Raw genomic sequence first — 24,196 nt, 5'->3', positions numbered from 1 at the left:
CATTGCCTAAGAAATGCGGCTACAATTGCCCTGAATGCGGTTACTTTATAAGACGTGCAGTCATAGCATTTTTATTGGTAAACAACATGATTCAGGAAGCGATTCAATACCCGGCGTTGATCAAATACCTGAAAGGGTTCAGCAATTATACGTGGGTGCATTACGGCGACGGGCGCAAGGTTTTGTTGGCTAAATCACTGGTTTTTTTTGAAAAGAAACTCTCCGGTTTTCTTCGGGTTCATAAAACGGCTCTGGTTAATCCTCACTACATTGCTGATTTTCAGGCTCCTCCGGGACATAAAATGGCGGGGTCGGTTAGCCTGCGGGACGGCGAAAGGCTGCCCGTCAGCCGCCGGCGCTGGAGTCTGATCATCGATCCGCTTCTGGTTAAGATGCTGCCGCCTTCATTGTCGGCCCATGCCGAGCCGGTCAGTTCTCCGTTTGTGGCTCTGGCTGGGTTCGAAAAAAAACACCCGTCTTTGGCCTCCCGGCGAATGTGGATGGTAATGGCCGATGAACTAAAAAGCGGTTTGGTGCAGCAACTAATGGGTGAAAAATGGTCGCAATGGGGGCTGAAACTATTCGACACCGGCAATGGCCTTCAGAAAGTGATCGCCGGCACTGGAGAGGCCGATATGCCCGCCGTGATTGTGTTGGACGGGAGCCAGCCGGGCAGTTTGCTCACGTTGCAAACGCTTAAAAACAGTTCCCGCTTCCGGTTTATTCCCACCATTCTGCTGTCATCGGCCGGCAATTACGACCAGGCTCAACAGGGATACGCATCGGGGGCCAATTCGGTCATTGTTTATCCCGCCGACCTGCCCCGGTTCATTCAGGTGCTGGAAAAAATATTTCGGTATTGGCTGTCGGTTGCATCTGCGCCACAGTCGGGTGACGCCCGCTCCACCCCGGTCTAGCCGAACCGCCCGGTTTCGGGGCTAAGCGTTCAATACATTGAATGGGTATTGGGTAACGATACGGTTTCCCACCAGTATTCTTTCAGGGTCTGAAAGTAATCGGTCCACTCTGTGAAGTTCATGGGCTTGACAACGTAGGAAGCCACTCCACGGTCGTAGGATTCCACGATGTCTTCGGAATCACATGAATTACTGAATACCACGACCGGGATTTGCCCGACTTCCGGATTGAGGTTTTTAACTTTTTTCAGAAAAGCCCAGCCATTCTCCCGCTCCGGCAGATACAGATCCAGCAGGATTAACTGAGGAAGCCGCAGTCCGGTCTGCATGCATTCTTCGAGGTAATGGATGGCGGTATGTTCATCCGCCATAATCACCGTGTCAATATCCGTAAAACTCTGCTGGAGCGCATTTTTTATCAGCAGCAGATGATCCGCACTGTCTTCAATAACCAGGATTCGGGCTTTCCGGAGCCGATTTGGGCTTTTTTTATTTCTGGAGTCATTCATGTTTTCAACGTTGCGTTTCCTGAAAATTACAAATTACAGGGTACTACATTCACAACGCTTCCCCATTTTGATGTGTTCAGGAAGATAGAACATTTTTTTCTTTTTTTGTTTGCCCGATCCGGCAGGTAGGGATTGCGGCCAAGTTCCTGCCGGGATGTTTATACGTTTACGGGAACTGCAGTTTGAAAACGGTCCCTCCTTCGGGTGGCGTTTCCACCGTCAGGATACCCCGCAACAATTCGCACAGGTTTTTAACGATCGACAAACCGATTCCCTCACCGCCCGCCTGGCCGGGACTTGTTTCTGATCCTGGATTGCCTGCGGCAACGGATTTATTCATCAGGAGCCGAACCAAAAATGCCGGAAGTCCCGGACCCGTGTCATGAATGGATAGCCACCAGGATGCGGGGTTGGAATCCTGATCCCAGATGAGGGTCACGCCCCCGGTTTCGGTGTATTTGAGTGCATTCGTCAGCAGATTCTGGGCAATCCGGCGAATGAGAATGGGGTCGCTCTCCACCAATAGCGAGGATTTACCCTGGGTTTGAATCCACAAATTCCGTTGGTCGGCCAGCGGTTTCATGCTTTGACCCAGATCGAGCAACAGTTCAGCGACGTCGAACCGGGTGAATTCAACTTTCTCCTGACCCGCTTCCAGCCGCGCAAAATCCAATAGCTCGGTCAGCATAACCAGCATCTGGCGCAGGTTGCGCTGCATCATCGCCAGCATCTGTGACCGTTCTTCTTCCGTATCCATCAGATCCATCAATGAGGCTGCTCCCTGAATGGCACCAAAACTTCCGCGCAGATCGTGGGACGCCCGGCGCAGAAACTCACCCCGGTCTTTAACCTGCTGGCGCAGGCTGGCCAGAGCCTCAATGCTTTCATTGAAACGATCGACTTGACGCAAAAGCTCGTGCTGGTGGCGTTCCGTTGTTTTCAGGGTTGTAATGTCCAGACCAGTGACGACGAGTCCGCCATCGTATTTGATGATCGACGAGCCCCACCAGCGATCCGTGTCAGGGATTGGGTTTTGTTCTTCATACACAGGTTCGCCGGCTTCAACGACCTGTTTGAATCGATCGAACATGCCTGCCGACCACTGATTCGGAAACAATTGGCTGGCCTGCCGACCCTGCATCTGGCCGACAGTCTGGTTGTTCAAGGTTGCAAAATTCTGATTACAGACCACGAGCGTAAAGTCCGTGATATCGTTCGATTCGGGAATGGCTTTGAAATAGGCGATAGAAGCCGGCGAACTGTTCAGCACGGCCTGTAAGCTTTCGGCGGTTTTCTGCACTTCCCGTGTCCGCTCCTGAACGCGCAAATCCAGTTCCTGGGTCAGGGTTTTCTGCAGATGAACGTCGGTGCAGGTGCCCAGATAGCCATTGAACGTGCCGTCCGGTTTGAAAAGAGGGCTGGCTTTTTCCTGCATCCAGCGGTATTCGCCGTCGTCTCGGCGCAGCCGGTATTCGAAGGAGAAGGGGAGCCGTTCTTCAAATCTTTTCCGGTAAATGGCCAGGTAGGCTTCCCGGTCGTCGGAATGAATGTCGGCTGTCCAGCCGTGCAGCCGTTCCTCTTTCGGAGGATGACCGGCGTAAGCTGTCCAGGCCGTGTTGAGATACTTGTAACGGGCGTCGGGGCCGGCCACCCAGATGAGCGTCGGCGCACTGTCGACAATGGTATGGAACCAAGCTTCCTGTTCCGACAGCATCCGTTGCACCTGCCGGTGTTCGGTAATGTCCTCGATGGCCACCAGAATGGCTTCCTGACTGTGTTGCCGAACCACCTTTCGCGCGTTGAGGTACATGACTTTTTCGCCGATTTCCGGAAAGTTATGGGCTACTTCAAATCCCTGAAACTGGGCATCCTCCTGCACCACCGCATCGAGCATGTTCCGGAGTTGGGGAATGTCCCACTGGCGGTTTCCGAGTTCATAGAGCAAACGCCCTTCGGTGGCTTCCGGCCGAACCCGGAAAATGGTGTAAAAAGCCTGGTTGGCACTCATCACCCGCAGGTCGCGGTTCAGAACGAGGGTGGCTTCCCGAATGGTGGAGAAAATGTCTTCGGCAAACGCATAAGCCTCCGTCAACTGGTCGTTGCGTTGCTGCAACTCCTGGTTGATGGTTTGCAGTTCTTCATTCGATGATTCGATTTCTTCTTTGCTCGTTTCCAGTTCCTCATTGATGCTCTGGAGTTCTTCGTTGCTGCTGATAATTTCCTCGTTGGCCGACTGCAATTCTTCGTTATTGGCTTCCTGCTCCTCAATAATGGAGTGCAGATCTTCCCGCAGGGTGGCGAGTTCTTCCTCCAGTTGTTTGATCCGGCGGACGCGAACCCCCGTTTTTCCACTCTCGTACAGGGCCGGGGTGGTGACTTCTTCAAAAATGATCAGAAAGAGCCGTTCCTCCGTTGCGGTTTTGAGCGGAACCGCTTCAATGGCTACCTGGTGTGTTTTATTTTTTACCTTGATTTCCAAACCGGTTTTCCGGATTGGCTCCCCTGATTTATGCGCCTTGTGGACGGTGTTGCGCAGTTCGAAAAGCAGGGACGGGCGGGCCATCTTGAGCAGATTGAGACTGGCTTTTCCCGGCAAAGGCTCCAGAAACAGGCCCGTAGAGCCCCGGAACTGAAGAATGTCGAGATCCTGATTCACCACCACGCTGGCCGGGACATACTGACTCAGCAACAGCGTGTCGACGACGGTATCCAGATCCCTAGAAGGAGGGTCGGCCTTGGGGTTTTTTGGGGTACGATTGGGCTCTTCCATAGGGTCTGCTTCCGGCATCCGGGGATTCATTTCAAAGGTAGGACGGCTGGTAACATCATTTTTTCGTACGTAGATTTTGTAATTCTTTTCCAACTGGGCAAAAAACGGCGCGGAAGAGCCGATGGTTTCGGACTTTCCAAGTAGCAGATAACCGGTTGGATTGAGTGCATAATGGAAGGTCGCGATGGCTTTTTTCTGCAACACCTGGTCCAGGTAAATCAGCAGGTTGCGGCAACTGATGAGGTCGAGCCGGGAAAAGGGCGGGTCTTTGAAAATGTTGTGGGGGGCAAAAACGCACAGATCACGAATGGTTCGGCTGATGCGGTAATGATCGTCCACCTTCGTAAAAAAACGCAGCAGCCGCTGGGGCGAAATGTCCATCACCTCGCTGCGGGAGTAGTTGCCTTGTCGGGCTTTGGCAATGGCGGCTTCGCTCAGATCTGTCGCAAAAATATGGATGGGCAGACTGGGAACGCGGTCCTCCACAACTTCCAGAATCAGCATAGCCAGTGAGTAGGCTTCCTGACCCGTTGAGCAGGCCGGTATCCAGATTCGCAGGGGTTCGCGGGGCAGTTTGTTTTTAATGATCTGAGGCAGCAGAATTTTCTTCAGGTAATCCATCGTCTCTTCGTCCCGAAAAAAATGCGTCACGTTGATCAACAGGTCACTGTACAGAGCGTCGACCTCATGGGTGTGCTGCTTCATATACCGGATGTAGTCCTGCAATTTCTCCAGTTTATACAACAGCATTCGTCGGATGATGCGACGCCGGATGGTGGATATTTTGTAATGGGTGAAATCGACTCCGGTGGCTTTTTTGATGAACAGAATGACCGCTTTCAGGTCTTCATCCGGTGTTTCCACGTCGCCCGGGCCTTCCACAAGGGTGTTCAACCGAAAAAGGTAGCTTTGGTGGCTCAACCGCTCCACTTCTTTCGCAATTTCCTTCGGCGGAAGCACCAGGTCGACCACGCCCTCGCGAATGGCCGTTTGGGGCATACTCTGAAATTGAGCCGTTTCATCCTGCGCCATCGTGATGCCGCCTTCCGCTTTAATCGCTTTCAGACCCAGGGTGCCGTCGGAAGCGGCCCCCGATAGCAAAATCGCAATGGCTCCTTCTTTCTGCTGATTGGCCAACGAAATAAAAAACTGGTCGATGGGCATGTGAAGGTAGGGCCGGGGCTGCCGGGCGGAAAGTCGCAACGTCCCGTCAATGATTTCAATATCCTTGTCGGGCGGAATGATGTAGACCGAATCGGGTTCGATCCGCATTCCCTGCCCGGCCTCCCGAACCGGCATGGACGTCACCCGGCCAATCAGAGCGGAAAGGTGGCTTTCCTGTCTGGGATCGAGGTGTTGGATGTATACAAACGCAAAACCGGTTGTCGAAGACAAATTGGCCAGCAAAAGCGACAGTGCTTCCAGTCCGCCCGCCGACGCGCCAATGGCAACAACCGGAACTGGTCTCAGCGGAGGTTGATGGGTAGAAACTGTTTTTTTTGCCATACTATTTTCAAGAACTATCGCACAAGTTTACAGTTTACTTTGGAAGACGAAGGTACCGGAAGCAAGTTAGGACTATTTGCCAGACTCTTCAAACTTAGATTACGCCTTCTCTTCTGGGGAAGGAGCGAACGTGTTAATCCTAAAATTCGTAGTTACATCGTGTATGGCAAAGCGCAATCTGGTAGTTATAGGCTCTTCGGCCGGCGGAATAACGGCGCTGAAAGAGTTGGTCTCGACTCTTTCAGCGGATTTTGGGGCTTCCATTTTTATCGTACAGCATCTTTCACCCCACTCACCCAGTTTTTTGCCTGATATTCTGACCCACGCGGGACCCCTGAAGGCCGTTCATCCCCGGGATGGAGAAAGTATTCGACCAGGCCAGATTTATGTCGCTCCGCCCGACCATCACCTGTTGGTCGAACATGACCGGATGATTGTCAAAAAAGGTCCGAAAGAAAACCGGTTTCGCCCTTCCATCGACGCCCTGTTTCGGTCTGCGGCATATACCTACGGCCCCCGGGTGATTGGGGTTGTTCTAACGGGAATGCTCAACGACGGCACCTCAGGCATGTGGTCTATCAATCGGCTCGGCGGGTTAACCATTATTCAGGAACCGGACGAAGCCCTGTATCCCAGTATGCCGGATAGTGTACGGGAGTACGTGGATGTCGACTACAGTGTTCCGATGGCCGAAATGGCGCAGTTGCTGAACCGGTTAACCCAGGAGGAGGTACCCGAAAAACCTACGCTTTCTGCCGAGGAAAAGACCCGGATGGAGGCCGAAATCAACATTGCCGCTGAAGATAACGCCTTCGAAATGGGAATTATTGATCTGGGTGAACTGACGCCCCTGACCTGCCCGGAGTGCCACGGTTGTCTGGTGAGTATCAAAGAAGGTAAACTGATCCGGTATCGTTGCCATACGGGTCATGCGTATACGGCGGGTTCTCTGCTGGCCGAAGTGACCAAAACCGTTGACGAAGCGCTGTGGCAGGGCGTTCGGGGGTTTGAGGAAACGATTCTGTTGCTCGACCAGTCGGCGAAACAATTTGCCGAGGCCGGTAACCGTAGAGCTGCGCAGGAGTTTAACGAAAAATCCCGGCAAACCCGTGAAAAATCCCGCAGGCTCCACGAGTTTATCTATCAACAGAAGCAGAAAACGGAGCCAGAACCGTGAGAAAAGTTGCATTCAGTTGCTGTGATTTTCCACGGAGCTTGGGACTTATTCGGCCTTTTCAGGTTGAAGAGACCAAATTTCTTTTGACGGACCGTAGCTTATTTTCGATAACAATGCGGTGCGTATGCGGTTAACACCATAGAATGCCGTCGTCACCGGTTTGGGTTTTCGACTAATCCAAACCGGATGAATGCACTGTTTGATGAACCTTGTGGACGGGAAAACGTCTCGTAAATCAACTCAACGATGAAAAAAGGAATCTTAATGGCCGTAGTATTGACAGGATTGATTTTCACCCGGCCGACCCAGGCTCAGACGACCAGTTCGGAAGGCAATGCTGCCAATCCGGCTCAGAGCAAGAACGGGAATGTGAAAGAACAGAAAACGGAGCCCGGCAAAACCCGGGCGGGCATTAGCCGGAACGTAACCGGTGTTCGCCCGGATAGCAGCAGCACATCCAATAAATTTGGCCGTTCGGGTCAGCAGGCTAATCGGGAAGCACGGTCGCCGTCAACCGCTGATGGCAAAGTATCCGAAAAAAACCGGTCCAGATCATATCCGAAAGCCAAAAATGACCGCAGCAACGGCCGCACGTTCGGCAACACCGGTACGGACACCACCCGTAGAAAGCCCGACCCCCGTCAATAAAGGCTTTCAGCATCCTGCTTAGCGTAAAAAACCCATTCCGATCATCCGGTCGGAATGGGTTTTTAATACACAGCGTATAGACCCTTCAATCCAAAGCGTATGAAAACCAGTAACATCGGAGATGCCATTCAACACGGCATTGATCTTTTAAAAGGCGACGACTCGGTTGACAAGACGTATTGTAGCCAGAAGCATTATCCAGACGCTCATGCGACTTTGCAGGCATTTGCCCACGCCAGAGAGAAAGTTTTTGCCATAAACCGCTGGTCTGACGTCTCCAGCCTTACAGCCGATTTTGTTTTACACGATTCCTCCGGACTTCCGAAGTCAACCGGCTGGCCGGTGGTGGGTGACTTGATTCGCCTGGAACTCCCCGGCCCTACGCCCGTAAACTGGATTAAGGTGACCCAGGTTGTCGATGAGGAAACGAAAGCCGGTTTTACGGCCCGCCCCTGTGCTGACCCACACGAAAACGAAAACCGGACTGAACACTTTTTTACCGATGAATCGAGCAGCACGTTTCGTGTGGAATGGGTGGGAAATACCTTGACGGCCTGCCAAATTGGTGAAAATGAACGAATTAACAACCAGAATCCGGCAGCCGGAGGCCGTGCGGTGGTCAATACCGTTATTGCCACCACCGGCTGGCTTTTCTACCAGAAGATCCAGTGGAAAACGCTCATGGATTATCTGCTTGAATAAAGGCCGGGTTTGCAATTTATCCTCAATAATTAGGCTTATTTACGGAATCACTTTGTATTATTACGGGCAGAATCGCTTCGCCTGTAGCTCCGATTTGTCTCCATGTTCGACTCAACCGCAACCAACCTGAGCAGCCCCCATGCCTGGAATCATCTAATCCGGGATCAGGATGCCATCCGGTTTCTGGAAACGGCGATTCTGCCTTCCTACGTAAATTCGTGCCGGTGGTTTGCCGGTAAAGCCCGCCAGCAGGCCGGCTTTCGCATTCGGGTTGTTCACGAAATCGTGTTTCTTTCCGATAATCAACCCGGCGATAAGGCATTCCTGTTTATCGTGGAAGCCGCGTATGCCGATGGCGAAACCGAACGTTATTTACTTCCCCTGTCGTTTGTTGATGCTGGTCATCCCGATGTCTCTTCTATGGCTCCGAAAGGGGTGCTGACGCGTGCGGATTTCGACCAGAGAAGCGGTTTGGTGGTTGATGCCATTTACGACGAACGGTTCCGGCAGGCCCTGTATTATAACCTGGTCCAGCAGCAAACGCTAAACCAAACAAACGGGAAACTGACTTTCCACCGGGGAAAGGGGTTGGCTATTGATGATATCAATGGCTTGATTACCAGTCGTGTATTGCCAGTTGACTCAAGTAATTCTGCACTGGTCTTTGGCGTTCCGGCCCAGGGAGAGAAGTATTTCCTGAAACTTTACCGCAAGCTTTTTCAGGAAACCAACCCGGAAGTAGATCTCGTCAGTTTTCTGACCGAAAAAAGTAATTTTAGTCATATCCCGGCCTATGCCGGAAGTGTGATCTGGGAGCAGGAGGGTGTGCCGGACATTACGCTCGGGATGATGCAGCGCATGGTTGAAAACCAGCAGGATAGCTGGAACCAGACGGGCGATTACCTCAACGATTTTCTGTATGCGGTTCCACACCGCTTGTTTACGATTCGGGAAGATGTGTTCGACCGGGTGGAACTGCTGGGCCGACGAACGGGTCAAATGCACCTTGCGCTGTATGACCCGGACTCGGGCGATCCGGCATTTGCCGCCGAACCGTTCACCGACGACTACCGGGAGTTTATCATCCGGCGGTTTGAAAGTCTGCTCGAACGGCGGTATAACCTGCTCATCGACAATTACACGAAACTCGATCCGCTGGCGCAGCGTCTGGCGTGGGTGTTTATGGAAGCCAAGGAGATGATCGATGAGTTTGTCGACGACTTCCGGACCCGCCCGCTTGAATCGTTGCGCATCCGGATTCACGGCGATTACCACTTGGGGCAGGTGCTGGCAACGGGTAACGACTTCGTTATCATTGATTTTGAAGGTGAACCGGAAAGCAGCATCAGCGAGCGAAAGATCAAACACTCGCCCCTGAAAGACGTCGCCGGCATGATCCGTTCCTACCATTATGCGGTTTCGGCCAAGCTCTTTGGCAGCACAGAAACCGCTGGCATCGAACCTGATCACCTGCAGCGCGTTTCCGAACGCTGGTTCAAACTGATTCGCGACACGTACATGGATGCCTATCTGGAAACGATTGGCAATCCGCATCCGCTGTTTAAGAACAGCAACGAGGTGAACTTTTTGCTACTGGTGTATCTGCTCGAAAAAGCCGTGTATGAACTGGGCTACGAGATCAGTTATCGACCGGCCTGGGTCAAGATTCCGTTGAAAGGAATTATGGATGTGATCCGGGAAATTGAAAAAATACGGATTGCCGACACGAGCCGAAATTCGGAACTCCCGCTGCTACCAATGGGGTTGTTGCAGACGAAAAAAGAGTAAGTTTGTGCTAAACGCGCATTTCTATGGAAATAACCAGTTTGGATCAGTTGGATTTAACCCGGCAATACACCTATGCCGACTACCTGACGTGGCGGGTTCAGGAGCGGCTTGAATTGATACGCGGCTACATCTGGAAAATGTCGCCCTCACCCAGTCGCCGACACCAGCAGTTGGTTGGTAAGTTCTATTTGCCGTTTGGCAATTACATGAAGGGCAAACCCTGTCAGGTCTTCATGGCGCCGTTCGATGTGCGACTGCCCCGCAAGAATAAACTGACGAATGAAACGATTACCACCGTTGTTCAGCCGGATTTGTGCATTATTTGCGATCCGGCTAAACTGGACGATGCGGGTTGCATTGGCGCACCGGACCTGGTGATCGAAGTGTTGTCGAAAGGCAACACGAAAAAAGAGATGAAGGAGAAGTTTGATGCGTATCAGGAAGCCGGCGTCCGGGAATACTGGATTGTTCAGCCCGAATACGATAACGTCCTGGTCTATACGCTCAACGAACAGGGGCAGTTTATCGGGCAACATCCGTATGATGAGAGCGATACCCTGGCTCCGTTAATCTTTCCGAACCTCCAAATCGACCTCCACGAGGTTTTCGAAGAATAAAACCCAATGAATCAGTTGGATTCATCGGTGAAAATTTGTCTATATTTCACGAGCTAAACCATGTAGCTTTCCTATGGCGAAACGTACGACCAAACAGACTCCTGTTACCATTGACCCAAAACCGGAAACGGAGACTGTCGACCAAACACCTGAACTTTCAACCGTTTCAGGGGATTACAGTCGATTAACCGAATTTGACATCTATCTTTTCCGGGCCGGAAAACATACCCGCCTGTACGAAAAGCTGGGCTCACACGTCGTCGAGGTCGACGGCGTGGTCGGTACGTATTTTGCCGTCTGGGCACCGTCGGCCCGGTATGTCGCCGTTATTGGCAATTTCAACGGCTGGAACAAAGGAAGCCATCCGCTGAAAGTTCGCTGGGACAGTTCCGGGATCTGGGAGGCTTTTGTGCCCCACATTGGCCGGGGTGAGATTTATAAGTATGCTATTACGCACGATAGTGGTCGTGAACTTGAAAAAGGCGATCCCTTTGCGCTCTGGTGGGAAACACCGCCCAAAACCGGCTCGGTTGTCTGGGACAACTGGTACGAATGGAAAGATGATTACTGGATGCGGAACCGGGGGAAAATCAATGCCCTCAACAAACCCATTTCCGTGTATGAACTTCACCTGAATTCGTGGCGTCGTGATCCGTCGGAACCCGCCCGGCAATTGTCGTACAATGAAGTAGCCGATGCGCTGGTGCCCTACATCAAGGAACTGGGCTTTACGCACGTCGAGTTTATGCCCGTCATGGAGCATCCCTACGACCCGTCGTGGGGCTACCAGATCACCGGGTATTTTGCACCGACCAGCCGGTTCGGTACGCCACAGGATTTTATGAATATGATCGAGCGGCTGCACCAGGAGAACATCGGCGTGTATCTCGACTGGGTACCTTCGCACTTTCCGGGTGATGCCCACGGCTTGTATGAGTTCGACGGTTCGCACCTGTATGAGCATCCCGATATGCGGAAGGGCTATCATCCCGACTGGAAAAGCTACATTTTTAATTACGGTCGCAACGAGGTGCGGGCGTTTCTGCTCAGTAATGCTCTGTTCTGGCTGGACCGGTTTCATGCCGACGGGTTGCGGGTTGATGCCGTCGCGTCGATGCTGTACCTCGATTATTCCCGCAACCACGGCGAATGGGAGCCAAACGTATTCGGTGGCCGGGAAAACCTGGAAGCCATTTCGCTCTTTAAGGAACTGAACGAAGCGGTTTACAAGGACTTTCCGGAAGTTCAGATGATTGCCGAGGAGTCGACGGCCTTTCCAGGCGTGACCCGACCTACCTATACGGGTGGTTTGGGCTTTGGTATGAAGTGGATGATGGGCTGGATGAACGACACCCTGCGGTATTTTCAGCGCGATTCGTATTACCGTCGCTGGCACCAGGATGAGCTGACGTTCAGCACGGTGTATGCGTTTTCGGAAAACTTCATGCTGCCGTTTTCGCACGATGAGGTGGTCTACGGCAAAAAAGCCCTGATCAGCAAAATGCCGGGCGACGAGTGGCAGCGGTTTGCCAACCTGCGGCTGTTGTTTACGTATATGTTTACGCATCCCGGCACCAAACTGCTGTTTATGGGCTGTGAATTTGGGCAGACCTCGGAGTGGAAATTCGACGGCAGCCTCGACTGGCACCTCCTCGATTATGCACCTCATCAGGGCATGAAGGAGTGTATGAAAGCCTTAAACCGACTGTATCGCAGCGAACCGGCGCTGTATGAGCAGAGCTTTGTGGCCGAGGGCTTCGAGTGGATCGACACGACGGACCGCGAAAACAGCATGATTGTCTACGCCCGGAAAGGCACCCGCACCAAAGAGCAGGTTGTGATTGTGTTGAACATGACGCCCATTCCCCGCACCGACTACCGCATTGGTGTTCCGGCGGCCGGCACCTGGGTCGAGTTGTTCAACAGCGACGATCGGGCGTTTTTTGGGAGCGGCCTGCTGAATAGCCAACCGCTTGTCTCGGAACCGCAGGAGTGGCAAGGGCGTCAGGCTTCCATCGTGCTCACCGTGCCGCCGTTGGGAGCGGTGGTGCTGAAGTATCAGAATAATGAAGCATAAAGTTCAGGTATGCCCCGCACGGGGCATACTTTTTTGCGAAAATTATTGTTTGGACAATCATAGATTTCAAAACCTTTGACACCGGGTTTCTGCATGTATTAAAGCAGGATTCACGAACCGTCTGTTGTGACCCGTACACGTAAGTTTTCTAAACCATTTACTTGCCTGAATGTTATCGGATTGGCCGTAGAACGAATTTTTGGCAAAAAAATGATGCGGTCGGCGCAAAACAAAACCACCAGCTTTCAGTTAATCCCATTAACTTTGCTTTACAAAGTAAGTTTCCTATATGAGAAAAATAGTAACATTAGTGCTGGTCTTTACGTCTGCCGTCGCCTTCTCACAAACGCCCACCGCCAGCCGGATCAGCAGCGGAGTGGACGTGGGTGCCGCTTTTAAAAAGGATTATCTGGCTCCGTCCATCACCTATTATGAACTGCTAAATCTGGATGCCAACAAGATTTTTTCGATTGGCTGGACGATCAAAGGGGGGAATTTTTACGGAGATAACCTGAATTATACGACGGCTCCCGCCCGGCTCACCCGTGAAAAAACCGGCTTTGGAGCCATTGGCGCTCCTGAGATGGCGGCCAACATCGATACCATGCGATTCGATTGGGTGACGGTTTCAACCGTCAATTTTGGTCTACGGGCGCAGGTTCGGCTGGGACCAGTGGAAGTGGGGGCTGGTGCCGATCTGATCGGCCTGGGATTCGGTAAAAGCCGGGAGGGACGCTACCGGTCGACAACCGGTCGTTTCGAGCACACCAATGCCGATTCGGAAATTGATACCGTGAGTTTTCGGGTTTCCCCCTTGCAATACGCTCAGCCCCAGCGGTTGAATGTACGGTTGCTGGGCGACAACGATCTGGGATCACTCTCCAGCGAAGTCTATGTGAGGCTGAAGGTTTTGCGACGGATGGGCGTAAAAGTCGGTTACCATTGGATTACTACCGAAATGCGGGCCAGTAATCTGAACATTGACGATGACAACCGACGGTTTCGCAACCGGGCCGCCATGGGTTACGTCGCCCTGACGTTTCCATTTTATAAATAACAACACCTCAACGGCTTGAAAGGACTTTTGCCTGCACGGGAAGTTTTTCAAGCCGTTGAGCGTTCATCAGGCTTCGACCGGTTTCAGGCTGAAGTACGTTTCGTAAACGGCTTTGGCGGCTTCGTTGGTACGAATCTGAAAACGATCCAGGTATTGATGCAGGCCGGTTTTGAAAAGCTCGGATGTTTCCGTAAACTCAATCTCCGACCGGAGCTTACTCAGCGCTTTTTCAGCATCGTTTTTAAAACCGTTGGTGATCAGATTGCCCGATATTTCGTAGAGCGACAGTTCGGCCTGGCGGATGCAGTGGGCAACCGAACGGGGGAAAAGTTTGTCCAGAATCAGGAATTCAACAATGGTCGACGAGCTAATCATTTTGTATTGCTGCCGGTACATGTTGTAGGCACTGCCCGATTTCAGAACGGCGGTCCAGATCATCAGGTCAAGCGTTGAACCCACGGCATCGGCGTCGGGCAGAAGCGTAAAATACTTCACATCGAGAAACCGGGAGGTTTTGTCGGCCCGCTCCAGAAACCGGCCCACCCGCCCGAAATGCCAGGCTTCGTTGCGGGTAATGGTACAATCGATGACGCCGTAAAAATGTTGGCAGCCGTTTTTGACGTTATTTAGAAATTCCTGCAAACGGTCAAAGTTCGATTCTCCTTTCGTGGTCGTGTCCCGAACGCGCAGATACAGATCGTTGATGTTTTCCCACATTTCCTTCGAAATGCTTTCCCGGATTGTCCGGGCGTTCTCCCGGGCGTTGTTCAGGCAGCTTACGATGGAGTTGGGATTCCGCTTGTCGAAGGTCATAAAATCGATAACATTCTCGCGGGTTGGCTCCTGGTAGTAATTGTAAAACAGGTAATTATCAGCAGTGGCAATTAACAGTGGTTCCCATTGTTCGTCGACATTGGGTGGTAAATCCAACGCCAGATTAAAATTAACACTCATAAAACGGGAATAATTGTCGGCCCGTTCGATGTAGCGGTTCATCCAATAGATAGAGTTTGCAACGCGACTCAGCATAAAATCAAAATTTTATAGGGATGTTTGATTTGTAAAGATAGTTTTTTATCTGAAAAAAGTGCCTTTATCGAAATTATGATTAATCAATTAATCCTGTCGGTTCTCTCTCTATTTTTGTACTTCAACTAACAGCCGCGTACCAATGAGAAATTTCCTATTAACCTGTAGCCTTGTTGTAACTGCATTAAGTATTTCGGTAGCTAATTCGGACCCGAAAGCCACTAAACCGGCCGATCCCTCACGCTTGTATGAAGTTCGGATTTATTACCCAACACCCGGTAATTACGAGAACATTATCGACCGTTTCCGGAAATACACGACTAAAATTTTTGAAAAGCACGGGATGACCAACGTCGGTTATTGGATTCCGACCGATGCTTCGCAGGAAAGGCTGATTTACATCCTGTCGTACCCGAACCGTGAAGCCCGCGATGCGTCGTGGAAAGCCTTTAGCAGCGATCCGGAATGGAAGGAAGTCGTAGCCAAAACGGAAGCCAACGGCAAAATTGTCGCCAAAGTCGACCAAATCTTCATGACCGAAGCCGAAATTTCGCCCAAAATCAAAGCGTCGAAAAAACCGGAACGCGTATTTGAACTGCGTACTTATTCTCCGGCTCCCGGCAAATTGAATGACCTGCTGGCCCGGTTTAAAAACCACACCCTCAAGCTGTTCAAACAACACGGCATGACCCACATTGGCTACTGGCTGACGACGCAACCAGACGAAAGCGGTCAGTCAAAACTGGTGTACATTCTGGCACACCCGAGTGAAGCGGAGGGCAAGAAGCATTTCGATGAGTTCCGGGTTGATCCCAAATGGGTAAAAGCCAAAGCCGATTCCGAGAAAAACGGTTCCCTGACCACGAAAGTGGAATCGGTTTACATGAAAGCCACGGACTATTCACCGATTCAATGATTTTATTGAGTGAATTGTGATTGAGCGATTGAGTGAACGGCCTGTCGGTTTTTTCACTCAATCGCTCAATCACAATTCACTCAATATCATTATCCAAGCCATCGGCGAGGTGCTGGCGGACGGCCTGGTGGGGGCGAAGGCCGTTGACCGGGCGTTGGTTGGCATAGGTTGTTTTGTCGGCAGCGGCTGGTAAGCGTTCCTGGTCGGACGAGGAACGGGCTTTCGTTGCCAGATTGGAAACGGAGAAAAAACCGTTCCGATACTGGTTAAATTCCTCTTCGGTCATGGCCTGACGAGCCGCCTGACCTTTCTCATACCCATCATTGAAAGAAGCAATCCGGCTGTCGGTTCGGGCCAGTTTGCGGTCGTCGATCAATTGGTCAATCTCATTCGTCAGTTGTTGCTTGCGTTGCCGCAGTTCGTCCAGCGAGGCCAGAATCGCCAGCTCATGATCCATGATGTTCTTCTGCGTCAGGTGTTTCGCCACTTCCTGCTGAACGGCCTGGTACTGTTTTTCCAGCTTCCGGCGACGGCGACGTAACCGCCACAACCGCGGGTCGACCTGGAGCCAGCGGAACCAGAACTTCTGCAAAACCGGCAAGCCGATTCCCAGACAGACCGCACCGGCCAGCGCGAACAAAACGCCACTCAACACAAACGACAGCAGCGCCCAGGGACTGTTGACCAACTGGAGATTTAACTCGTCGGACTGTTGAAGTTGTCGCTCAATTTTCTGTAAAACCCGCTGATCGGCCACCGGATTCGGGTTGGCCGGGTCCAGGGGTGTCGCGTTTAGCTGAATGTTTTTGATACTTTTGTTAATGGCTTCCTTCAATTTATCGGTCCGGTAGGCATCATACCGAAACCAACCCAGAATGACCAGCGTAACAATCGACAGAATGGCCAGCCCCATTTTGAACCAGCCGTATCGGCGGGATGCTTCGGGGGAGGAGTTGGTGAGGTACGGTTCCTCGATTAGCCGGTCGTAGGCCGGTTTCAGCAGAATGGAAACCATCGCCAGACCCACCGCAAACATCCAGGCTTCCACATTGTTGCGGATGTTGAGCGCATAGGCCACAATTTCGTGGGAAATGATCAAATCACCGGCAACGAACGAAATACCGGCGGCCACAAAGATCAGGCCGGCCAGCAGCGAATATTCCGACGCCGTGTTTTGCCGGCGTTCTTTCAGTTGCTCGCGTTCGTCCTCCACGGTTTTGATTTCGGCTTCCAGATGCTCGGCTCCTTTTCCGGCCAGCGTCGTCTGCATGATGTGGTCTTGAAGCCGGTCGAAAGCGGCCCGGCGCTGAGCCGTTGTATCCGCTAAGGTTTGGTCGATTTGCCGGATTTCGTCACGCTTGCTCTCCACACGCTCCTTGATCCACTCGTCGCTGACCTGACTCGATAAATAGCCTTCGTAATTCTGGCGGTCGGTTCCTTCGACTCCGCTCGTATACCCATGCTGAAAATCCTGGCTATCTTTTGGCTGCTGCTCGTTCATATCGTTTTCCGTTTAGGAGTTGTGGGCGTCAGAAATGCCGACAACTCGTTAACTCCCCACAATGGCCCGTATCTGTTGCTCCGTAAGCCGGTCGCGCAGGCTGCGGGCCAGGTTAAATTCATTTTCAAACAACTCGATCAACAGATCCCGTCGGGTGTTGCTACGGGATAGTTCCAACTCGACCCGATTCAGGAAAGGCAATAGCTGCCACTTCTGCACGCGGATCGCATCGACACTGATTGTTAATGCATTAATCTCATTTTCCCAGGGTACTGTTTTCAAATTTCGCTCGTTTTTCAAATTTTTTTCCTGATTTCGATACCGAAAATCGTTCTGCAAAGCCGTTAACAGTCCGGGAATTAGCTTCCCGACGGACAGAAACAGGAAGAAAAGAAACAGAAAAATGCCCAGTGCCAAGAGGGCCGGTTGGGTTTGGCAAGCGTAAATGAAGACGAAAAAAGAAGCCGCAAAAGGCAAACCCGCGTCGGCCAGAAGTTGCCGGGCGGAAAAGGGCGTCTTGGTTTCGGATGGGTTTGTTGTGCGGTGATACAAACCCAGAAAACCGGCTATTAATACTCCGAGCGAGATTAAGCGGTTTTCTTCAAAATGCGGCCGTAAAGTTGTCAGAATTAGAAAATAAGTTCCGATCAGCACACCCAGGCAAGCGATCAAACCCGTGGTGGTTTTGAGAAAATGCGGTTCACCATCGGGTTGGGCCGCTTCCAGACGTGTGATTTTCTGCCGCAGCTCTTCAAGGCGGTTGGTCTTTTGTTCAATCCCTAAATTCAACTCGCCGATTTTTTCGCCCAATTCTTCCCGCTCGCGTTCTAAATGAATCGTTAGGTGTTTAAAATATAGACGGATCAGGCTTGTTTTTTCCTCCAGCGGAGCATGGGATAAGCCGAGAAGAGCGGCTTCGTCGCGCAGCAGATTGTCATCGCTCAGCCAGTCCGGCAGAGGTTCTGGCGAAAAGGTTGGAAAATCCGGTACGGTTGGGTTGTTGTTTAGCTGCTCTTCGAACGTCATATCAAAACGTTAACTACCGGGCAAAAGGTGTTGTATAAAAACCGGCCTGACCGACATAATATTGTCTAACAACCGGTTTTTCTGAAAGGTTCGGGAGGTTTTGTGTTCGACAAGAGAAGATAGACAAGAGAAAAAATAAAATAACCTCAATAAATGACGGACTGCATCTTTCTTCTCTTGTCTCTTCTCTCTTGTCTTACATCTTTGATCTGTCTAACGCGAATCCGGCAATCGAATGCCAATAACCCGAAACAGCGCCAGCGAAATCGCCAGCAATCCGGCAAAAATCACACTCAGCCAAACGTTGTAATACACGATGGCAACCAGACAGACGCAGGATAGCAGAAGCGCAATGGCCGGAATGTAAGGATAAAAGGGCGCGATAAACGGACGTTCGAGATCCGGTTCTTTCTGGCGGAGTTTGAACAGGCTCACCATGCTGCTGATGTACATAACCACCGCGCCGAGGGCCGACAGGATGATGATGTCGCCGGTAGTACCGGAAAACAGGGCGATATAGCCGATAATACCGCCCCAGATCAGTGCCCAGTGGGGCGTCTGAAACCGCCGGTTGACCGTCGCCAGGAAACCGGGCAGGTAGCCGCTCCGGGCGAGGGCAAAAATCTGGCGGGAATAGCCGATGGTGTTGCAGTGAAACGACGCAATGAGTCCAAACAACCCCAGACTGGCGAAGACTTTCGACCACGGGCTGTTGCGACCCCAGACCATCGCCAGCGTTTCGGGCAGCGGGTAGTCGATTTTGCTCAACAGTCGCCAGTCGCCAACGCCCGCCGTGAGAATCATGGTACCCAGGGCCAGGAAAACCAGCGTGCCGATGCTGAGCAGGTAACCGCGCGGAATCGTTTTCTTCGGATTTTTCACTTCTTCGGCCACCATCGCCACGCCTTCAATCGCGAGGTAAAACCAGATCGCAAACGGGAGGGCGGCAAAAACCCCGCCTGCGCCATACGATTCGTTGTGGGCAACGAAGTTCCGGGTTTGGTAGGAAGGAGCCACCAGCGCCATGAAAACCAGCAATTCCACCACCGCCAGCACGGTAATGATCATAGAGAAATTGGCGGATTCCTTGATGCCCAGAATGTTGATGGTAATAAAGACGACGTAAGTGGCCATGGCCACGCCCAGGACGGGCAGTTCCGGGTGCAGGAAATTGGCATAAGCACCCAAAGCCGCAGCAATGGCGGGGGGCGCCATCAGAAAATCGACGAGCGTGGCAAAACCGGCAATAAAAGCCGCCGTTGAACCGAAGGCGCGGTTGGCGTAGCTAAATGGCCCACCGGCGTCCGGGATGGAAGTCGTGAGTTCGGTATAACTAAAAATGAAGGCGAGGTACATGACCGTGACCACGAGGGTGGCCACCAGAAAACCGATGGTTCCGGCCACGGCCCAGCCGTAGTTCCAGCCGAAGTATTCGCCGGAAATGACCATGCCCACGGCAATCGACCACAATTGGGCGGTGGTGATTACTTTTCGTAATCCGGGTTGGCTTGTTGATTCGTCGGCATGTGTCGACGCGGAATCGGTAGAGGATTCGACCATCTGATCTGTCAAAAAGAAACGGGAAAAGTACAAGGCGGTGCCCCGAATCAGCGAAATGCGGGACTACAATCTAAATAAAAGTCATTTTCGGGATTAATCCAAAAATACTTTTTTCAGTACTTCCCACAATTTTCGTTTCAATTTCGAGTCGGCTTCGATGGCCGAAAGCGGGTCGGCCAGCAGGAACGTAATGCCGAAAATCCGGATGGGCTGGTACCGATCCATCTGAATGTCCAAATGGATGGTTTTGAAGGGGACGCCGAAGGAGATGAAGTGGTGCAGGGTTTTGTTCTCCAAAACCGCGTGAAAATCGACCAGTCCCGAGCCGGCCAGGTTCAGTATATCGATGTCGCTGAGGCTCAGATGGATGGCTTTCAGGATGTTTTCCAGGAAAATCAGTTCACCGGGCGTCAGCTCTTCATCGAACAGCAGCAACACTTTGGGCTTTTGAGCCGCGGGCAGTGGCTCCGGCGATTCGATGATGGGGACAGGAGCAGAAACTGGTTCCGGTTCAATCGAAGCTACCAGCGGTATTTCCGGTTCAACCAATTGTACCGACTGAATGATTTCCGGTTGAACCGGTTTGGGTTCCACTTTCGCTTCTATAATGGTTTCCCGTTCCGCAACGGCTTGTTCAACTACAATTTCGGGTTGAGCAACCGGCGGTTTGGGTCGCACTGGCGCCCGCACAATCGGCTCCGGTTCGTCGACCTGATACAGCGTGTCCTGCCCAAAAAGATAGTGATAAGCGTTTTTTTTCATGTTGCGAGCTTACAATTTATACCACTGAACTGCCGGTATCGGTTTCCGGCGACCATCGAACGCTTTTTGTTCCGGGCCGTAATATTTTACCAGATAATCCAGCACCACCGGCTCCGTTTCGCCCAGGTCCCAGAGTTTCTGCGTGCGTTGCATCCAGCGGATTTTCTCCTTCCAGCCGTCGCGGGTGAAGCGGTTTTGCAAAATCAGTTTGCTCGAATGGCAGGCCGTGCATTGGGCGACCACCAACGTCAGTCGTTCATCCACCACCAGACCGGTCGCGGGATCGTGTTTGACCGAATCGGCTACGGTTTCTGCTGGTGTTGTATTGAGGGAGGATGAAGGCATAAAAGCTGATAACGTCAACCAACCCGCCAGCAACACCGCCAAACCCATGCTTATATTCACAAGTTTCATACGTAGTTAAGTTAATGAAACAGAGCCAAGAATAGTAAATGTAAAATGATAAATATTGAATGTAAAAGTGAATGCTGGTGGTACACTTTTACATTCAATATTTATCATTTTACATTTACTATTTATTAGGACTTACGTCTGATAATTTTGTTATACTTTCTTTTAACTTTTCAAACCACCGATCAGCAGCAATGCCCAGCCCGCCAGCATCAGCAACCCGCCGATGGGGGCAATGGCCCCGAATTTGGTGATACCGGTGAAACAAATCGCATACAGCGAACCACTGAAAATCAGAACACCGGGAAGATACGCGTAGCCTGCCCACGAATAATATTTTGCCGAAACCGCCGAAGTGGCCGGTAGTTGCAGCAGAATTCCAATGGCAACCAGCGCCAGCGCGTGGTAAAACTGGTATTTTACGGCGGTTTCAAAGGTGTCGCTGCGCTTCGAAAGCTCGAGCATGGCCCGGAAGGCGTGGGCCCCAAAAGCACCCAAGGCGACGCCCAGAAAACCAAGAATGGCACCAGATTGCAGAAAGAATTTAGGCATGATAATGGGTTGTGTCAGTTTCGTGTTCCAAATATCGCACTTCCAACCCGTACCATTGTGCTGCCTTCTTCAATTGCGATCAAATAATCGCTGCTCATGCCCATTGAAAGCTCCTGAAAAGCCACATTCGGTTTCTGAAGGGTACTGAGCCGGTCGAAGAGCTGCTTGAGCGTTCGAAATTCCTGCCGGATTTGGGCTTCGTCGTCGGTGTTGGTGGCCATGCCCATCAGTCCCACAATCCGGACATTCGCCAGTTGGTCGAGTTCCGGGGAACTCAGCAGGGCGTCGGCTTCCGCTTCGTCAAAGCCAAACTTGGTTTCTTCCTGCGCAATGTGAATCTGGAGCAGGCAGTCGATGATGCGGGTGTGCCGGGCGGCCTGTTTGTTAATTTCTTCCAGCACTTTCAGGCTATCGACCGAATGGATCAGGCTCACAAATGGCGCCATGTATTTGACCTTGTTGGTTTGGAGGTGGCCGATGAGGTGCCATTCGATGTCGGGGGGCAACTGCGGTTGTTTCTCGACCATTTCCTGCACCTTGTTTTCACCAAAACGCCGGCATCCCGCGTCGTAGGCTTCCTGAAGCAGGGCAACGGGCTTGGTTTTGGTAACGGCGATGAGCTTGGTCTGTTCGGGCAATTGCTGTTCAATCTGCTGGATGTTCGTGGCGATGGTCATTGTCTGATTACTCAATTTTGGGCAAAGATAACGGATGCAACTTGAATCGTACCGAAGGTAATTTAAGGGACAGTTGCCGGAAAATAATGGGCGGTTTTATTGAAAAAAGTACAGGAAAGCCTTACTTTACGCCAAATAACACGAAACAAATCAAGTAATACTCATCGATGGAGTCGTATAACCAGGACCGACGTAATAACCGTAAAAATTACTTATTAGTGGCTTTAGGGATTCTGGCCGCCCTGAATTTGCTGCTCCTTTATTTCTATTACCAGGAGAGACAAACCAATAAAAGCCAGCAAACTACCCTGACTGATAAAACCCAGGAAATGCTGGTAACCAAGGCCCGTCTGGATTCCATTTCGACGCAGTTGGATGCAAAAATTTCCGAAATTCAGTCGCTCGGTGGCCGGGTCGATTCGCTGTTGAAAGTGAAAGAACAACTGGAGGCTGATAAGCGGAATCTGCGGAATGTTGCGGCTTTCGACATCAAGAAATACGAGGGGAAAATCAAAGAATATCTGGCTATTTTGGATGAAAAAGACAAGGAAATTGGCCAGCTCAAGGAAGAAAACAGCATCCTTACGTCGCAGAATCAGACCCTGACGGAAGAAAACACCAGTTTGAAAAACGAACGGCAGGCGCTGAACGACACGGTGATGACGATTGCGGAAAAAAACCGGGAACTGGCCGAAAAAGTAACCCTGGCATCGGCCCTGAAAGCGGAGAACCTGGTGGTGAATGCCATCAACCGGCGGGGTAAAGAGAGTGACGGGGGTGAATACCGCGCCCGGCGCATCGAAAAAATAAAGATTTCGTTCCGGCTTTCGACCAATCCACTGGCGCAGGAGAACGAAAAAGAGATTTTTCTCCGGATTCTGGACCCCAGCGGGTCGGTCATTTCGGACATGGCGACCGGTTCCGGGCAGTTTATTTTCAGCGGGCAGGAGATGGTCTACACATCCAAACAAACCATTGCCTACGATAATACCGGACAGCAGGTGGCTTTCATTTATGGCCGGGGCAACATCCCGTTCAAAGAAGGTACGCACCAGATTGAACTCTATTCGGAAGGATTTAAAATAGGGCAGGGCGAGTTCACGGTGAAATAACGAACGGACTGACAAACAGCCGGAAAAGAGAAAGGGACGCGGGATAAAAAAAACCGTTCGTCCCTTTCTCTTTTCCGGCATTCTTACTACCTTTGCGTCCTCATTTTGAAATCATTATCCATTTAACACAATTGTCATGCAGTTCACCAAGAACTATGAGACGGTGTTCATTTTAACTCCCGTTTTATCTGAAGTTCAGATAAAGGACACTGTCGACAAGTTCCGCAAGATTTTAACCGATAACGGTGCGGAAATTGTTAACGAAGAGAGTATGGGCCTGCGCAAACTGGCGTACCCGATCCAACACAAGAATACAGGTTATTATTTCCTGTTTGAGTTTTCGGCTGAAACGAAGGTTCCCGAAGCACTGGACATCGAATTCCGTCGGGATGAGCGCATCATTCGCAACCTGACCACGGTTCTCGATAAGCACGCACTGGCGTACAACGAACGTCGTCGCAAAGGACAACTGGGTAAAAGCAAACAACAAACCGAAAAAGCAGGAGAGGAGGCCAAATAATCATGAGTCTGCAGAACGAACCCGTTAGCAAAAACGAAAACCGGAAGAAATACTGTCGTTTCAAAAAATCCGGTATCAAATACATCGATTACAAGGATCCTAACTTCCTGTTGAAGTTGTTGAACGAGCAAGGCAAAATTCTGCCCCGCCGGATCACCGGAACGAGCCTGAAATACCAACGCAAAGTGGGTCAGGCCGTTAAACGCGCTCGTCACCTTGCCTTATTACCTTACGTAGGCGATTCACTGAAATAAGTTTAAGGTGTTCGGTTTACGGTATACAGTTTACGGAGTTCTGCTAGTCTGAAAACCGTAAACCGTTTACTGAAAATCGTATTCCATAAACTGAAAACTCTTTCATAT

General features: G+C 51.3%; 22 protein-coding genes. 12 read left to right on the top strand and 10 right to left on the bottom strand.

All coding sequences use genetic code 11. The features are described 5' to 3' along the window. Window positions 1–86 precede the first annotated feature (86 nt). Window positions 87–917 carry a response regulator transcription factor gene (locus ACS5NO_RS14375; RefSeq protein ID WP_439415795.1) on the top strand — a complete coding sequence of 277 codons (831 nt, stop codon included), beginning with the start codon at window positions 87–89 and terminating at the stop codon, window positions 915–917. A 29-nt stretch (window positions 918–946) separates the two neighbouring features. Here the strand turns inward: ACS5NO_RS14375 and ACS5NO_RS14370 are convergent, their stop codons facing one another. Both ACS5NO_RS14370 and ACS5NO_RS14365 read right to left on the bottom strand, forming a co-directional pair. Then, a complete protein-coding gene (locus ACS5NO_RS14370) occupies window positions 947–1,426 on the bottom strand; it encodes a response regulator (protein WP_439415794.1) in 480 nt (159 codons plus the stop codon). Window positions 1,427–1,592: 166 nt separating this feature from the next. Beyond that, window positions 1,593–5,702 carry a CheR family methyltransferase gene (locus tag ACS5NO_RS14365; RefSeq protein WP_439415793.1) on the bottom strand — a complete coding sequence of 1,370 codons (4,110 nt, stop codon included), beginning with the start codon at window positions 5,700–5,702 and terminating at the stop codon, window positions 1,593–1,595. A 163-nt stretch (window positions 5,703–5,865) separates the two neighbouring features. On the opposite strand from ACS5NO_RS14365, the gene ACS5NO_RS14360 reads away from it, so the two are divergent. The 7 genes from ACS5NO_RS14360 to ACS5NO_RS14330 all read left to right on the top strand — a co-directional run bounded on the left by ACS5NO_RS14360 (window position 5,866) and on the right by ACS5NO_RS14330 (window position 13,768). Next, on the top strand, window positions 5,866–6,879 hold the full coding sequence (locus ACS5NO_RS14360; protein ID WP_439415792.1) for a chemotaxis protein CheB: 1,014 nt from the start codon (window positions 5,866–5,868) through the stop codon (window positions 6,877–6,879). Between the two features lie 246 nt (window positions 6,880–7,125). Further along, on the top strand, window positions 7,126–7,527 hold the full coding sequence (locus tag ACS5NO_RS14355; RefSeq protein ID WP_439415791.1) for a hypothetical protein: 402 nt from the start codon (window positions 7,126–7,128) through the stop codon (window positions 7,525–7,527). A gap of 99 nt (window positions 7,528–7,626) precedes the next feature. Further along, window positions 7,627–8,229, top strand: coding sequence for a hypothetical protein (locus ACS5NO_RS14350; RefSeq protein WP_439415790.1), 603 nt, complete (start codon window positions 7,627–7,629; stop codon window positions 8,227–8,229). 102 nt (window positions 8,230–8,331) lie between these two features. Next, on the top strand, window positions 8,332–10,017 hold the full coding sequence (locus ACS5NO_RS14345) for a putative maltokinase (RefSeq protein ID WP_439415789.1): 1,686 nt from the start codon (window positions 8,332–8,334) through the stop codon (window positions 10,015–10,017). Between the two features lie 23 nt (window positions 10,018–10,040). Further along, on the top strand, window positions 10,041–10,634 hold the full coding sequence (locus ACS5NO_RS14340) for a Uma2 family endonuclease (protein WP_439415788.1): 594 nt from the start codon (window positions 10,041–10,043) through the stop codon (window positions 10,632–10,634). Window positions 10,635–10,707: 73 nt separating this feature from the next. After that, window positions 10,708–12,711: a 1,4-alpha-glucan branching protein GlgB gene (gene glgB, locus ACS5NO_RS14335; RefSeq protein WP_439415787.1), complete on the top strand. Its 2,004-nt coding sequence runs from the start codon at window positions 10,708–10,710 to the stop codon at window positions 12,709–12,711. A 289-nt stretch (window positions 12,712–13,000) separates the two neighbouring features. After that, a complete protein-coding gene (locus tag ACS5NO_RS14330; protein ID WP_439415786.1) occupies window positions 13,001–13,768 on the top strand; it encodes a hypothetical protein in 768 nt (255 codons plus the stop codon). Window positions 13,769–13,834: 66 nt separating this feature from the next. Here the strand turns inward: ACS5NO_RS14330 and ACS5NO_RS14325 are convergent, their stop codons facing one another. After that, a complete protein-coding gene (locus ACS5NO_RS14325; RefSeq protein ID WP_439415785.1) occupies window positions 13,835–14,797 on the bottom strand; it encodes an alpha-E domain-containing protein in 963 nt (320 codons plus the stop codon). A gap of 142 nt (window positions 14,798–14,939) precedes the next feature. Between ACS5NO_RS14325 and ACS5NO_RS14320 the strand changes: the two genes are divergently transcribed. Next, window positions 14,940–15,713 carry an NIPSNAP family protein gene (locus ACS5NO_RS14320; RefSeq protein ID WP_439415784.1) on the top strand — a complete coding sequence of 258 codons (774 nt, stop codon included), beginning with the start codon at window positions 14,940–14,942 and terminating at the stop codon, window positions 15,711–15,713. Window positions 15,714–15,789: 76 nt separating this feature from the next. Here ACS5NO_RS14320 and ACS5NO_RS14315 read toward each other — a convergent pair whose 3' ends face one another. From ACS5NO_RS14315 to ACS5NO_RS14285, 7 genes are all read right to left on the bottom strand, one after another. Continuing rightward, window positions 15,790–17,214 (bottom strand): hypothetical protein, encoded by a 1,425-nt coding sequence (locus tag ACS5NO_RS14315; protein WP_439415783.1) that lies wholly within the window; start codon window positions 17,212–17,214, stop codon window positions 15,790–15,792. Window positions 17,215–17,262: 48 nt separating this feature from the next. Beyond that, window positions 17,263–18,240, bottom strand: a complete 978-nt coding sequence (locus ACS5NO_RS14310) for a hypothetical protein (RefSeq protein WP_439415782.1) — start codon at window positions 18,238–18,240, stop codon at window positions 17,263–17,265. Between the two features lie 213 nt (window positions 18,241–18,453). Then, on the bottom strand, window positions 18,454–19,800 hold the full coding sequence (gene eat / locus ACS5NO_RS14305; RefSeq protein ID WP_439415781.1) for an ethanolamine permease: 1,347 nt from the start codon (window positions 19,798–19,800) through the stop codon (window positions 18,454–18,456). 93 nt (window positions 19,801–19,893) lie between these two features. Beyond that, window positions 19,894–20,562 (bottom strand): hypothetical protein, encoded by a 669-nt coding sequence (locus ACS5NO_RS14300; protein WP_439415780.1) that lies wholly within the window; start codon window positions 20,560–20,562, stop codon window positions 19,894–19,896. Window positions 20,563–20,571: 9 nt separating this feature from the next. Beyond that, window positions 20,572–20,976 carry a hypothetical protein gene (locus tag ACS5NO_RS14295; RefSeq protein ID WP_439415779.1) on the bottom strand — a complete coding sequence of 135 codons (405 nt, stop codon included), beginning with the start codon at window positions 20,974–20,976 and terminating at the stop codon, window positions 20,572–20,574. Between the two features lie 162 nt (window positions 20,977–21,138). Beyond that, window positions 21,139–21,525, bottom strand: coding sequence for a DUF423 domain-containing protein (locus tag ACS5NO_RS14290; protein WP_439415778.1), 387 nt, complete (start codon window positions 21,523–21,525; stop codon window positions 21,139–21,141). 14 nt (window positions 21,526–21,539) lie between these two features. Further along, the gene (locus ACS5NO_RS14285; protein WP_439415777.1) at window positions 21,540–22,202 is read right to left on the bottom strand and encodes a YggS family pyridoxal phosphate-dependent enzyme; all 663 of its coding nucleotides are present in this window, start codon (window positions 22,200–22,202) and stop codon (window positions 21,540–21,542) included. Window positions 22,203–22,369: 167 nt separating this feature from the next. On the opposite strand from ACS5NO_RS14285, the gene ACS5NO_RS14280 reads away from it, so the two are divergent. The 3 genes from ACS5NO_RS14280 to rpsR all read left to right on the top strand — a co-directional run bounded on the left by ACS5NO_RS14280 (window position 22,370) and on the right by rpsR (window position 24,088). Next, window positions 22,370–23,314 carry a DUF8428 domain-containing protein gene (locus ACS5NO_RS14280; protein WP_439415776.1) on the top strand — a complete coding sequence of 315 codons (945 nt, stop codon included), beginning with the start codon at window positions 22,370–22,372 and terminating at the stop codon, window positions 23,312–23,314. Window positions 23,315–23,450: 136 nt separating this feature from the next. After that, entirely contained in the window at window positions 23,451–23,834 is a 384-nt protein-coding gene (rpsF, locus tag ACS5NO_RS14275; protein ID WP_114405045.1) for a 30S ribosomal protein S6, read from the top strand. A gap of 2 nt (window positions 23,835–23,836) precedes the next feature. Further along, complete coding sequence (gene rpsR / locus ACS5NO_RS14270) at window positions 23,837–24,088, top strand: 30S ribosomal protein S18 (RefSeq protein ID WP_038117645.1); 252 nt, start codon at window positions 23,837–23,839, stop codon at window positions 24,086–24,088. The last annotated feature ends 108 nt before the right edge of the window (window positions 24,089–24,196 follow it).

The organism is Larkinella fluvii, assembly GCF_051857545.1.
Lineage (GTDB): Bacteria > Bacteroidota > Bacteroidia > Cytophagales > Spirosomataceae > Larkinella.
The sequence above is the reverse complement of the archived record's forward strand: the minus strand, read 5'-3'. Positions and strand labels throughout refer to the sequence as shown.